The 13,115-nt window shown below is 45.7% G+C and carries 14 protein-coding genes; 8 read left to right on the plus strand and 6 right to left on the minus strand.

Annotation, left to right across the window (positions count from 1 at the left end; genetic code table 11):
- The 3 genes from QT998_RS00935 to QT998_RS00945 all read right to left on the minus strand — a co-directional run.
- Window positions 1–198, minus strand: a 198-nt coding sequence (locus QT998_RS00935) for a hypothetical protein (RefSeq protein ID WP_333217890.1), incomplete at its 3' end; no start/stop codon positions are given.
- Window positions 199–233: 35 nt separating this feature from the next.
- Window positions 234–1,916 carry an HlyD family secretion protein gene (locus QT998_RS00940; protein ID WP_333113544.1) on the minus strand — a complete coding sequence of 561 codons (1,683 nt, stop codon included), beginning with the start codon at window positions 1,914–1,916 and terminating at the stop codon, window positions 234–236.
- A 163-nt stretch (window positions 1,917–2,079) separates the two neighbouring features.
- Window positions 2,080–2,550 carry a MarR family winged helix-turn-helix transcriptional regulator gene (locus tag QT998_RS00945; RefSeq protein ID WP_333092781.1) on the minus strand — a complete coding sequence of 157 codons (471 nt, stop codon included), beginning with the start codon at window positions 2,548–2,550 and terminating at the stop codon, window positions 2,080–2,082.
- Between the two features lie 330 nt (window positions 2,551–2,880).
- On the opposite strand from QT998_RS00945, the gene QT998_RS00950 reads away from it, so the two are divergent.
- A complete protein-coding gene (locus QT998_RS00950) occupies window positions 2,881–3,543 on the plus strand; it encodes a class I SAM-dependent methyltransferase (RefSeq protein WP_333113542.1) in 663 nt (220 codons plus the stop codon).
- 102 nt (window positions 3,544–3,645) lie between these two features.
- Here QT998_RS00950 and QT998_RS00955 read toward each other — a convergent pair whose 3' ends face one another.
- A complete protein-coding gene (locus QT998_RS00955; protein WP_333113539.1) occupies window positions 3,646–3,939 on the minus strand; it encodes a DUF3349 domain-containing protein in 294 nt (97 codons plus the stop codon).
- Between the two features lie 2 nt (window positions 3,940–3,941).
- On the minus strand, window positions 3,942–4,154 hold the full coding sequence (locus tag QT998_RS00960) for a DUF1308 domain-containing protein (RefSeq protein WP_333092785.1): 213 nt from the start codon (window positions 4,152–4,154) through the stop codon (window positions 3,942–3,944).
- A gap of 222 nt (window positions 4,155–4,376) precedes the next feature.
- Between QT998_RS00960 and QT998_RS00965 the strand changes: the two genes are divergently transcribed.
- The 6 genes from QT998_RS00965 (at window position 4,377) to QT998_RS00990 (ending at window position 11,819) form a co-directional block, all read left to right on the plus strand.
- Window positions 4,377–5,087: a M15 family metallopeptidase gene (locus tag QT998_RS00965; RefSeq protein WP_333113538.1), complete on the plus strand. Its 711-nt coding sequence runs from the start codon at window positions 4,377–4,379 to the stop codon at window positions 5,085–5,087.
- Window positions 5,088–5,390: 303 nt separating this feature from the next.
- Window positions 5,391–6,464 (plus strand): glucose-1-phosphate thymidylyltransferase, encoded by a 1,074-nt coding sequence (locus tag QT998_RS00970; RefSeq protein WP_194010932.1) that lies wholly within the window; start codon window positions 5,391–5,393, stop codon window positions 6,462–6,464.
- 187 nt (window positions 6,465–6,651) lie between these two features.
- Window positions 6,652–7,209 (plus strand): hypothetical protein, encoded by a 558-nt coding sequence (locus QT998_RS00975; protein ID WP_333092787.1) that lies wholly within the window; start codon window positions 6,652–6,654, stop codon window positions 7,207–7,209.
- A gap of 84 nt (window positions 7,210–7,293) precedes the next feature.
- Complete coding sequence (locus QT998_RS00980; RefSeq protein WP_333113536.1) at window positions 7,294–9,423, plus strand: glycosyltransferase; 2,130 nt, start codon at window positions 7,294–7,296, stop codon at window positions 9,421–9,423.
- A gap of 168 nt (window positions 9,424–9,591) precedes the next feature.
- Window positions 9,592–10,662 carry a glycosyltransferase family 4 protein gene (locus QT998_RS00985; RefSeq protein ID WP_333113533.1) on the plus strand — a complete coding sequence of 357 codons (1,071 nt, stop codon included), beginning with the start codon at window positions 9,592–9,594 and terminating at the stop codon, window positions 10,660–10,662.
- Between the two features lie 74 nt (window positions 10,663–10,736).
- Window positions 10,737–11,819, plus strand: coding sequence for a glycosyltransferase family 4 protein (locus QT998_RS00990; protein WP_333113531.1), 1,083 nt, complete (start codon window positions 10,737–10,739; stop codon window positions 11,817–11,819).
- A gap of 466 nt (window positions 11,820–12,285) precedes the next feature.
- Here the strand turns inward: QT998_RS00990 and petG are convergent, their stop codons facing one another.
- Window positions 12,286–12,405, minus strand: coding sequence for a cytochrome b6-f complex subunit V (gene petG, locus QT998_RS00995; protein WP_015174208.1), 120 nt, complete (start codon window positions 12,403–12,405; stop codon window positions 12,286–12,288).
- A 181-nt stretch (window positions 12,406–12,586) separates the two neighbouring features.
- Here petG and QT998_RS01000 point away from each other — a divergent pair, with 181 nt between their 5' ends.
- Window positions 12,587–12,967, plus strand: a complete 381-nt coding sequence (locus QT998_RS01000) for a c-type cytochrome (protein WP_194011927.1) — start codon at window positions 12,587–12,589, stop codon at window positions 12,965–12,967.
- Window positions 12,968–13,115: the final 148 nt, after the last annotated feature.

Here is a 13,115-nt window from a genome sequence, read left to right on the forward strand (position 1 = left end):
AATTTCCAGAAACCGGGTTGATTCCGATATTTTTCGCTGCGCTACAAATATAATCGCAGAAACCCGGTTTCTTAGCCACTGCATAATTTCCAGAAACCGGGTTGATTCCGATATTTTTCGCTGCGCTACAAATATAATCGCAGAAACCCGGTTTCTTAGCCCGTGCATAATTTCCAGAAACCGGGATTCTGCGACCAAACCAGGCTTCTTGGCCTGTGTAATGACTGCCTAATTTATTTCAGTTCAACATTCACTGTAGCAGACATCCCCGGTGCGATCCGAGTTTCGTAGCCTTTAATGCTTTCGGCATCAAACACAACTTTCACCGGAATCCGCTGCACAACTTTGGTGAAGTTTCCCGTCGCATTGTCGGGAGGCAATAAGGAGAATTGAGCGCCAGAAGCTGGGGAGAAACTATCGAGATGACCTTCAAATTTGCGGCCACCAAAAGCATCTAATTTGATTTCTACTTTTTGGCCTGGTTTCATGTTTGCCAGTTGCGTTTCTTTGAAATTGGCAATTACCCACAAATCGTTGCTGACGATCGCCATTAATGGACTTCCCGGCTGCACCCGCTGCCCCACTTCAACCGATTTGCGGCCGATTTGTCCGGCGGCTGGTGCGGTGATACTCGTGTAGGAAAGTTGCAGTTGAGCGTCTTTAACCGCAGCTTCCGATTGGGCGATCGCAGCCTTAGCAGCATCATACTGCGATCGGCTGACTTTAGTTTGTTCGCCCGTAGCTTGAGCTTGTTGCAATCCGCCCTGGGATGCAGCGAGTTTCGCTTCGGCGGTACTGATACCTTCTTGGGCTACGGCGACTTTAGCTTCGGCGCTGGCGATGCCGACTTTGGCTTGCGCTACTTGGGCTTCGGCTTGTTTTACCCCTTCTCTAGCTTGGGCTACTCCTGCTTGGGCTTCGATTACGCCTTCTTTGGCTTGGGCTAAGCGCGCTCTAGCTTGGGCAATTCCTTGTTGGGCTGCGCTGGTTTGGCCTCGGGCTACATCGTAGGCGGCTCTAGCTGCGTCTAGTTGCTGGCGGGCGATCGCACCTTCTTCTTGCAAGCTTTCGTAACGTTTATAATCGGCTTGGGTTTTAACCAGACTAGCTCGCGCTTGTACTAGCTGAGCTTGCGCGGCTGCAATACCGGCTTGAGCTTCCGTCACTTTGGCTTGTGCTTGGGGAATTCCGGCTTCGGCTTGGGCGACTTTGGCGATTGCTGCCGGCACGCCGGCTTCGGCTTGGGCGACTGCGGCTTCGGCAGCGGGTACCCCTTGTTGGGCTTCTTTAATGGCTGCTTGGGCGGTGGAAATGCCAGCATTGGCGGTGCTGATATCTCCTTGGGCTTGGGCTGTTTTGCCTTGGCTGGTTTGAGAGGCGAGGGCAATATTGGCTTGGGCTGCTTCGGCTTGGCGGCGGGCGTTTTCTAAGGCTGCTTGGGATTGTTGCAGTTTAACTTGGTAGTCGCGGGGGTCGAGTTTAATCAGCGGTTGTCCGGGTTTGACTTGTTGGTTGTCTTGCACTAAGACTTCGCTGACTGTACCGTTGATGCGGCTGCTGACTTGGTGGATGTGTCCGGCAACTGTGGCGTTGTCGGTTTCTTCGTGGATGGAGGCGTATTGCCAGTAGTGGTAGCCGAGGCTGCCCGCTGCGATCGCCCCGATGCCCAATACAGCGAAAATTAGTGGTTTCTTGGACTTTTTCTTGGGTGTTTCCGACGGTGGCAGGGGTGGTTGGATTTCTGTTTCTGGGCCGGTTTTGACCTCGGCGCTGACTTCTGTTTCTGGGGCGGGGATTACTGGTAGGCTTTTGGCTATGGTGTCATCGATCGGCTTTTCTAATACAGCTACTGCTTTGCCGTTGCCGTTGCCGTTGCCGTTGAATTCTGCTGGGTTGATTTCGTTTGTGTCTTTCATGGTATTTGACTCCTGATTCTTTAGTAAGATGTCGTTTGTTTAGGGTACGTAGTTTTTATTTAGTAAGACGGCTTTTTTTAAGGGTGCGTAGTATTTTGCTGTTATTTGTAATGTAGTGGAGGTAGATGCTGCTGCGCTTCACTCGAAAGAGCGATTTGTTGGTTTAGGAGAGATTGACGATCGCCCGATCGACCAGTAGGGAAAAGAGTTGTCGCTCGGCTTCTGGAATGCCTTCCATAGCTCGCTCGCGGGTTTCAGCTACCAGCGGGGGCAGTACGTCTTGCAGTTGGGCACCCGAGTCTGTCAGCCAAATGCGCCATATACGACGATCGCGCGTGTCTCTCTCCCGGCGGACTAGGCCTCTTTCTTCCATGCGATCGATCACGCCCGTTAGCGTCCCGCCTACCTGTTGCAGTTTGTCGCCAATGCTGGAAGTAGGCAAACCGTCTTCTTGCCACAAGCAGCACAGTACCAGCCAGTGGAAAGGTGTCAGCCCGAAGGGTTCGAGTATTTCTTGCAGCCTGCGAGTCCCTAATTGCCCCAGCAGTTTGAGCCGGTAGCCTAAGCTTTGGGGAGCAAGAACGTCGTGCCACTGAGCTAGATATTTGCGATCGATAGTGGATGTAGTAACCATCGGTTTATTACTTAGCGTTCGTACTATCAGTGTAAAATGTATTTTGGAAGTTGTCAAGGGGGAAAGTAGAATTTTTGGTTAGGGCAAATGCTGCGCTAAAACTGCGAACCCAACCGGGTTGAAACCCCTTGGGTGGCGGACTGGCGGACTGGCCCGCTGGCCGACTCGCCCACTCGCCCAGACTGTGGCGTTGCAGAGGGTGTCTAACTTTCAACTATCCATCGCGCCCTCAACCACCATGCAAGCGGGATTTCCTTCTGGGGAAAGGTGTTTACAAATCTTAATTGTTCTTAAACTAGAAAGAGTAAATCTTATTTGCGATCGGACTTTATGTTGCTTCCAGACTCTTTGCGTACCAAGTTAGACGACACCGACGATACAGTGTTCTATTCCTCTCCTCGGTTTGTGACTCATGTAGATGACGGGTTTATTCAGCAACTAACCGATTTGTATCGGGAACGGCTCAAACCCAATACTCGGATTTTTGATATGATGAGCAGTTGGGTGTCTCACTTGCCGGAAGAAATGGAATTTGCCCATGTCGAAGGCCACGGCATGAATGAAGAGGAGTTAGCAAAAAATCCCAGGCTGAATCATTATTTCTTGCAAAATTTGAACGCAAATCCCAAATTGCCGCTGCCAGATGCAGAATTTGACGCAGTTGTCAACTGCGTATCGGTGCAGTATTTGCAACAGCCGGATGCGATTTTTGCCGAAATTCGCCGCATTTTGAAGCCCGGGGGCGTAGCAATTATCAGCTTTTCCAACCGGATGTTTTCTCAAAAGGCAATTGCGGCTTGGCGGGAAGGTTCGGAGGGCGATCGGGTACAATTGGTCAAGAGTTACTTTGATTCGGTCAAAGGAGCGAACATACCCGGATTTAGCAAACCGGAAGTAGTTAGTAAACAGTCTAACTTACCGAGTTTTATGCAAATGCTGGGGATGGGAGGCGGCGATCCATTTTATGCGGTAGTTGCTTACCGCCAAAGTTAGAATTTTTTTTAGGTTTGTAGTGAAGACTTTAGTCCGAGGATTTTTATGAAGACTAAAGTCCTTACTACAAACTTGTCCGGAGTTGAGTAATTATAAAAACAGTTACTCTTCTAGCCATTCTGCGTAACCGCAAGCCAGCACCAAACGCTCCTTCAGCTTAGCAATAGCTTCAGCATCCGGTTCACCGGTTGAACCGACCCCATATACATCATTCAGAACAAGATAATAATCTTTACCTGTACAGTGTGCCATGACTTCTGCTAAATTGCGATCGGACATTTCACCGTAAAGCAGTGCCAAAAGCGGAAAATAATCCTCATCTTTAACTCCGTCAGGAAAAGCACGGTGAATCAACTTATAGGTACTCAACAAATAATGTTCAATAGCAACTTTCATTGTTAGTTTCCCGTTAAACGACACGGAGGGTGGACGTACACGCTGAAATCAATACCTTGACCGCTTATTGCCCTAACAGCTTTAGCATCTGCTGTCATGGTTGTGATGCCCAACTCATCTCCTGTTCCCAAAATTATTATATCATTTGCGCCTAAGTTTCTAGTTATCTGCAAATTTAACGATCTAACAGAAGGATTGTCGCGAATGACAGCCACTCTCTGATCGACTTGCTCGCGCTTGCTCCAAGGAACCTGCTATGCTTTGAACAATATTAGTCAACTCATTAAAAGCCGTCTAAGTCATTACCATTTGCTGTCCTTGCACGTATTGTCGCAACTGAGCGCGGACTGGCGAATTTTCGGAAATAAATGCAATTCCCGTGCTAGTATCTAAATTGAGCATTTAAATAAAAAATACAAATTCATCACAATTATACTGTGAAACCATATCAGCAAATAGGGATCGATGAATGTGGCGAACCCTTAGTGCCAATTCCCACCGAACATTTTGCCTTGGAAACGCCGCACCCCTATCAAAAACTGGGTGCTCCTTATCACAACAGCAAAGCAGATTCGCCTTACTATTTGCGGCAGGGAGTTGTCAATAGTTTAATAACAGCTAAAACGCAACTACAGCAACATTATCCTCATTGGCAAATTCGGATATTTGATGCTTATCGTCCGGTAGAAGTTCAGCAATTTATGATAGATTATACTTTCCATCAAATTGCTGTAGCTCAAGGCTGCGAATTTCCGGTTTCCGAAGACAAACGTGAAGTAATTATCAATCACGTATATCAATTTTGGGCCGTACCGAGTATGGATCTGGCTACGCCTCCGCCTCACAGTACAGGCGCTGCTTTAGATATAACTTTAGTGGATGAAAATAATCAACAAATTGATATGGGTTCTCCGATTGATGAAACATCAGAACGCTCTTATCCCGATTATTTTGCCAATAGCAAGCAGCCGGAAAAACACCAATATCACCTGCACAGGCAAATATTAAAAGATGCAATGATAGCGGCTGGTTTTCAGCAGCATCCTAACGAGTGGTGGCATTTTTGTCTGGGCGATCAAATGTGGGCCTGGTTGACAAATAACAATAATAGTGGTAATAAAGTTATCGCTAGATACGGTCGCTATTAAACTATTTGAGATTTTCCATTTTTCAATTTGAGATGACTGAATGCTCGATCGACTATAAATCAATTGGACAGCAACCGCCAAGAGACTGAGAAAGTTCTCGCATTGCTCAAACCCTTGCTTTGATTGCTGCTTCCTTCTTCCTTCGTGCTTCTTTTTACCTCGATTGAAGCCTTTGAAGCCTTCTTTCTGCTATCGAGGCTATTGCCAGCGGGGTAGCGGTGCTTTAAAATTAACCAGAGCGAACAAGTGCAGGCAAATCGAGCCAGCACCGCAAACCCTAAAGGATAACTTAGATTTCACCCCATGAAAGCACTCATCCTCTCTGGCGGCAAAGGAACACGCTTGCGTCCCCTAACCTATACGGGTGCTAAGCAGTTGGTTCCGGTGGCAAATAAGCCGATACTGTGGTACGGAATAGAAGGAATTGTGGCGGCTGGGATTACGGATATTGGGATTGTTATTAGTCCCGAAACTGGGGAAGAGGTGAAGGCGAAAACTGGAGATGGATCTCGCTTCGGTGCAAAAATTACTTATATCTTGCAATCAGAACCGGCGGGACTCGCTCACGCGGTGAAAGTTGCCCGACCGTTTTTAGGCGATTCTCCGTTTATTATGTATTTGGGAGATAACTTAATTGAAAATTCGCTAGATCCGTTTTTAGAGATTTTTCAAAAGCAAAAACTAGACGGTCTAATTTTGTTGCGTCCAGTTGTCAATCCCTCGGCTTTCGGTGTGGCAAAAGTTGATGAAAACGGGCGAGTTTTGCAGTTGGTAGAAAAACCAAAAGTTCCACCGTCGAATTTAGCACTGGTAGGAATTTACTTTTTTGCTCCTACTATTCATGAGGCGATCGATCAAATTCAACCTTCGCCCCGCGGCGAACTGGAAATTACTGATGCTATCCAACAGCTCATCAATCAGAAAAAACAGGTAGAAGCCTGTAATTTAGAGGGTTGGTGGCTGGACACGGGGAAAAAAGATGATTTGCTGAGTGCAAATCAAATCATTTTAGATAGCCGTATTGTAGCTTCATCTGAATTGAAAGTAGACAGCACAAGTCAAATTATCGGGCGCGTGCAAATAGGCGAAGGAACGGAAATTATTAATTCTACAGTTCGCGGGCCTGTGGTAATTGGAGAAAATAGCCGCATTGAAAATTGCTTTGTCGGGCCTTACAGCAGTATTGGCGATCGCGTGACGATGATTGATGCTGATATCGAACACAGTGTAATATTGCAAGGGGCGAAAATAATTGGCATTCATCAGCGAATTGTTGATAGCGTGATCGGACAACGAGCTCAACTGATTAATGCGCCGGCGCGTCCAAAGGCTTTGCGGTTTATGATCGGTGATGACAGTCAAATTGAGTTAACTTAAGTTGAGACGCGCACCATTTTCCTAGGCAAAATCTAGGGAATGGCGGGCGGTTTGTAGGGTGCGCGCTGCGCGCGGGTTGACTGATAATTCACGGGATACTGTGCGGCGCACGCCTAAATTCACGGGATGGTGTTACATTGGCGGGATGGTTCGCAGTGAGAACCCTAGGTTTTAAGGAGGTGAAAGATTGGAGTCCGAAGAAATACCAACTCAACAAATTATAGATAAATTGCGACAAACTTTGGAGCCGCGAATTGGTATTGCTGATTCGGTGATGTTTGCAAGAGAAAATAGTGCGATCGCCCGAGATGAAGATGACGAAGATATCGCGCTTTTGAAGACTGGTTTCGACATTTACAACGTCCCCATTACTTCTTACCAAAGGCAACTGGGTTCCGCAGTCATAGCCGTTAGGAAAATCGTCCGAAAATTGCTCAGACCGGTACTGGAACGACAAGTAATTTACAACTTTGCTAATACTCGCGTGGTGCAAACGTTGAGCAGACAGTTGCAAAAATTGCAAGAAAATCAACAAAATCTAGAGATAAAAATTGTATCAGAGTTCAGTGGCTGTCTTCCCGAAGTTAAAGCACAGCTTGAGACTCAACAACAGGCGATCGCCAATTTTAAGTCAGAAATAGAGGAAATTAAAGCAGTGCAGCAGCAACATACTGCTATTTTAGAGATGATTGCCGCTCAATTGGGCGATCGATCGCCATCAAATATCAAAAATGACCCCAAATAATTTGGTAACAAGGCTCAGGGTTATTCCCGCCAGCAATTCTTCAATCTAAAATCTTCAATCTAAAATCTAAGAATCTAAAATCGAATGACTGTACTGCCCATATGCTCGTTGATTATAGTCAATTATAACAATCTGCGCCACACTAAAGATTGCTTGAAATCTCTACAAAAACTTACCTATCCAGAAGAACAACTTGATTTAATTGTAATTGATAATTGTTCTCAAGACGATTCGGTTAATGCTTTGCGCGAACTGTTTCCTAAAGTTCGGATATTTGTTAATTCCGCGAACAACTTCGCCAAAGCTCTCAACCTCGGAATCGGCGAAGCAAAAGGGGAATATATCGCTTTTTTAAATAATGATGCAACCCTTGACAGTCACTGGTTGGAAATATTAGTAAAACGGCTAGAAACTGACGATAAAGTAGGCGCTGCTAGCGGTAAATTGTTGTTTAAAGACGGGCGAATTAACAGCGCTGGAATTCAGCAATTACCTGACTTTTATTGGCAAGATATCGGTTTTGGCGAGAAAGATTCGGGACAGTACGATACAGAAGGGGAAGTCGAGGGACTTTGTTGGGCGGCGGTGCTTTTTCGCAGGGAATGTCTAGAAGATGTGGGGTCGATTGATGAAGATTTTGTGATGTATTTTGAGGATGTAGAGTTTGCTAAACGCTGCTCCAAACGGGGTTGGAAAATGCTTTATGTTCCCGCAGCTATCGCCCATCACGAGTATCGGGGTTCTAGTAAAGGTAGCAAGCTGACTGAGTATTTCTGCAACCGCAATCGGTTTTTGTATTTGGCGAAACACGAACCTTTACAATTAGTTAAAGCGATTCATACTTCAGATTTTTTTTCTAACAAACAGTACAATTTGCTGTTCGAGAGTTTGTTTGTGGCGATTAAAAAACTGCTAGATTATCAGAAACCGGAAATCATCGCAAATGTACTCCCGCAGTTGTTGGAAAAGTTGGCGGTGATTTACAGCCGCAGCAAGGTCGATCGCATTTTACCTCGATTGCAGGTGGTTCGGGGCGATCGCAAAATGTCGATCGCCATTTACGATCACGGACTCCATTTTATCGGCGGCGGCCAAAAATACGTCGCTACCATCGCCTCGTTGCTGCAAAATGAATTTGATATTACCTTCATCGCCAACAAACCCGTTGCTGTTTCCGACTTAGAATCCTGGTACGGGCTGAATCTTTCTCGATGCAAAATTAAACTTATTCCGTTGCAGTTTTACGACAAACGCGGAATGCAGTGTATCGATTCCAGCATCATCGTGGAGGACATGGACAATCCCTTTGATGAAATTTCCAGAGAAAGCAAAAATTACGATATTTTTATCAATGCTAACCAATTAGAAAAAGTGAAACCGCTATCGCCGATATCAATATTTTTTTGCCACTTTCCCAATGTTTTTCACAACCGTCACTTTGCGGTGGATGACTACACTTTTATTATTGCTAACAGTCAATTTACTGTCAAGTGGCTGGAAAAACGCTGGAACTTGCAGCCAACTTTTTTACTTTATCCGCCCGTGGAAATGGCAACGGTGAAAGTGGCGAAAGAAAAGGTCATTTTAGCTGTGGGACAGTTTGAAGCTGGGGGAACAAAAAAGCAAATTGAACTAATTAAAGCTTTCCGCAGTTTGCTAGCAGATTATCCCGATCGACTTCAAGGATGGCGGCTGATTTTAGCTGGTAGCAGCATTCCCAAAAATCCTTATTTAAAGACGGTTCAAAATTTATTGAGGCAAGATTCAAGGGCGATCGAGCTCAAAGTTAATGCTTCTTTTGAGGAGGTAAAATTGCTTTATGCTAAAGCGAGCATTTTTTGGCACGGCTGCGGTTTGGGTGAAGTGAATCCTCAAAGGTTTGAACATTTCGGGATGGCGACTGTGGAAGCAATGCAAAACTGTTGTGCTCCGATCGTCTTTGCTGGTGGTGGCCAAGTGGAAATTGTCGAACACGGGCGATCGGGCTTTTTGTTCAATACCGTTGAGGAACTTTGCCAGCATTCGCATCAACTAATTGTTAATCCCGATTTGTTAGCTGAACTTCAAGCTGGTGCACAGCAGCGCAGTCAGAACTTTAGACTTGCAGGTTTTGAGAAAAAAGTCAATAGTTTTTTTGAGATTATTCACCAAGAATATGCTACAATTCGGCTGCCAAATCCTGCTGATATTGCTCAAATGCTCGATCGACCTTAAAGGCTAATTAAAAAATCCGCCAGGGGTTTTTAATTCCTGACTCAAAGCTCAAGTTCTCTTGCATAAAACTAATATCAAAGTCGATTTTATTAGCATTTTCTTCAGTCTCATTCTGCTGCGGACTTTGTATGTGTAGTAGCGACTTCCAGTCGCCGGATATCTAAAATCATGTCTAATTCACTGTTAATCAATTTGTCTTTTTTAACTCCCGAACCTACAGGAATCGGGACTTATGCAGCCAATCTTTTTCCGCAATTGCAACAGCTAGAACCAACATTACTCGCTTCCCAGCAAATTGATAATTATAGTTGCTATCAAATCCCCGAAACTCTGACACCGAATCGCGGCCCGAAAGGACAAATTAACAGGCTGCTGTGGACTCAATTTGAATTGCCAAAAATTTATAATAAATTGCAGTCAAGCCTAATTTTTTCGCCAATTCCCGAAGCACCTTTATATTCAAAATGCCGCTACATTGTTACGGTACATGATTTAATTCCTTTGCGGTTTTCCCAAAAATTTTCTCGCTTGACGGCTTATTTTCGCTACTACATACCGCAGGTTTTGCGACAAGCGGAACACATTATTTGTGATTCTGAAGCAACGGCGGCGGATGTTGCTAATTTTTACCATATTCCGCGTCAAAAAATGACCGCAATTCCCCTAGCTTGCGATAATATTAATTTTAGATATCTCGACTTGCCAGCTAAAAATTATTTTCTTTATACCGGCAGACACGATCCTTACAAAAACTTAGAAAGATTAATTGCTGCATTTGCGAGTTTAGCCGATCGCACAAACTATGAATTGTGGCTGGCGGGGCCTCCCAACGCCTACACAGCGCAGTCGATCGCCCAAGTTGAAGAATTAGGCTTACAATCTTCAGTAAAGTTTCTCGGTTACGTTGCCTATTCTCAATTGCCCGTACTAATGAATCAGGCGATCGCCCTCGTATTTCCCACACTTTGGGAAGGATTCGGCTTGCCAATTTTGGAAGCAATGGCCTGCGGTACACCAGTCATCACTTCCAACCTGTCATCAATGCCAGAAGTCGCCGGAGATGCAGCATTATTAGTCAATCCTTACAGCGTTGGAGAAATTGCCCACGCCATGCAAACAGTCGCCAGAGATTCCAAAGTGCGATCGAACTTAAAGACTGCTAGCTTAGCACGAGCAAATCAATTTAGCTGGCATAAAACCGGAAAAGCGACCGCCAACATCTTACAAAAATATCTCTAAAATCTCCCTCTCTGTGCCCTCTGCGGTTAAATAAAAAAAATCCCACCACAAAACCGCAATCTAAATATTATCCCATGTCCAATCCCCAATCCAACCTGCTAATTAATCTTTCCTTTCTAATTTCTCAACCAACAGGCTTAGCCATCTATGCCAAAAACCTATTTCCTCACCTAAATTCTCTCAATCCCACCTTACTTACAGCCCAGAAATTTCCCAACAATAACTGCTACGAAATTCCCGCCAACTTCACACCCGAACAAGGAAGCAGAGGACACATCAATCGATTGCTGTGGACACAAACCCAACTACCCAAAATTTACAAACAGCTAAAATCTAACTTATTATTTTCTCCAATTCCCGAAGCTCCTTTATTTGCAGGTTGTCGCTATATAATTACAGTACACGACCTAATAGCGCTGCGATTTCCCCGCCGCTTCGATCCGCTGACACCTTATCACCGCTACTACATTCCGCAAGTTTTGCGACAGGCTGAACATATCATCTGCGATTCCGAATCGACGGCCAACGATCTCATGAATTTTTGCAAGATTCCTAGTTCTTTGATTTCGCGAATTTTTCCCGGCTATGATGCGAGTTTTTTTAAGTTTCTAGACTTACCAACAAGCAATTATTTTCTTTATATGGGCCGCCACAATCCCCATAAAAACGTGCAGCGAGTTGTATCAGCGTTTGCAGCTTTACCCAAGAATTCCGAGTACGAATTGTGGATAACAGGTTCCGAAGATCGGCGCTATACGCCGCTGCTGAAGGCGCAGGTTCAAGAATTGGGATTGTTCGATCGAGTAAAATTTCTAGATTATCTCCCGGCGGCTGATTTGCCCAAAGTCATCAATCGGGCGATCGCCCTGCTATTCCCCAGTCTTTGGGAAGGATTCGGCCTCCCCGTACTCGAAGCAATGGCCTGTGGCACTCCTGTCATCACCTCTAACCTGTCTTCGATGCCAGAAGTCGCGGGGGACGGCGCACTGTTAGTCAATCCCTACAGCGTCCAGGAAATAGCCTCTGCTATGCAAGAGCTTGCAACGGATGCCAAAGCTCGATCGCACTTGCGGGAACTCGGTTTGGCTAGAGCACAACAATTTAGCTGGGAAAAGACTGGCCGGGAAACTGCTGCTATTCTCGATCGATATCTTTAATGAAGTCATTTGTTATTTGTTATTTGTTATTTGTTATTTGTTGTTGGTTTGTTGTTTGTTATTGGTGACAACTGGCAACTGACAACTGACAACTGACAACAAATAACTGCTTTCCGTACAACGTCATCAGGAAGAAGTCCAACGTCATCAGTCCAACGTCATGTTTTGCTGTCGCCTCCGAGCTTTCCGTACAACGTCATCAGCAAGAGGGAAGAGGGAAGAGGGAAGAGGGAAGAGGGAAGAGGGAAGAGGGAAGAGGGAAGAAGGAAGACGGGAAACGGGAAGAGGGAAGACGGGAGAGGGAAGAAGGAAGGAAGCAGGAAGCAGGAAGATTTTTCCAATCTCCCAATCCCCCCCTCTCCCAATCTCCCCCTCTCCCCGTTTCCCCGTCTCCCAATCTCCCAATCTCCCCCTCTCCCAATCTCCCCCTCTCCCCCTCGCTTCACCGAGGCACTATAGGCCCCTTTTACTTGTTGATACCCAACTGATCGCCGCGCTTGTACTGCTGATATGCAGCAAAAAACAGCCCCGACAGAGTAACAAAGATTAGACCCAGAACAATACCTGAAAGTAGCGGTTCTACCATGAGAGCTCCTTAACGTTAAGATTTAACAACCTGTTTTTAATATTACCAGCACTTATACAGATGAATTTTCGCAAAAACGCCCTTCAACCCTTCTCAAGGCTTGATCTCCCCGCTGGGAAGGATTAAGCTATGTTATGAGAAGTAAATTTTCTTGTAGATACTATTTTTAAATTGAACTCCTTTGAATCACCAACTTGCCAAAAATGAAATTAAGAACCCGATCGAGCGACTTGCCATATTTGCGATCGCGGTGTTGCTTGCCATCATATTGGCGAGTCTGACAATTCGTCAGTTTCAAGTCGCCGATCCCTACGTCAAAAGCGTACTGTCGCTGACTGGCAACCAGCTTCAGGGTTCAGCCATCTTTCAAATGAACTGTGCCGGGTGTCACATATCCGTTGCAGACAGTCAAGTCGGGCCCAACTTGCAGCGAGTTTCCGAGCGCAAATCCCAATTTGAGCTGATCCGCCAAGTCACCAGCGGGCGAACTCCACCAATGCCGCAGTTTCAGCCTAGCCCGCAAGAAATGGCTGACTTGCTGGAATATCTGGAACAAATTTGACCGCAGAATGGGAACGGAATTTCGTTTCCCTACTTCCAATTGTCTGGGTAAGGTGCGCGGCTTTTTTGAGATGCGGACTGAAGTCCGCACTACGAACCTGCGCGCGGTTAATCGATCGCACAGGATATTAAACCTCAAACCCGCAGGG

Origin of the sequence: Microcoleus sp. S1D4 (genome assembly GCF_036700765.1) — a bacterium.
Taxonomy (GTDB): Bacteria; Cyanobacteriota; Cyanobacteriia; order Cyanobacteriales; family Microcoleaceae; genus Microcoleus.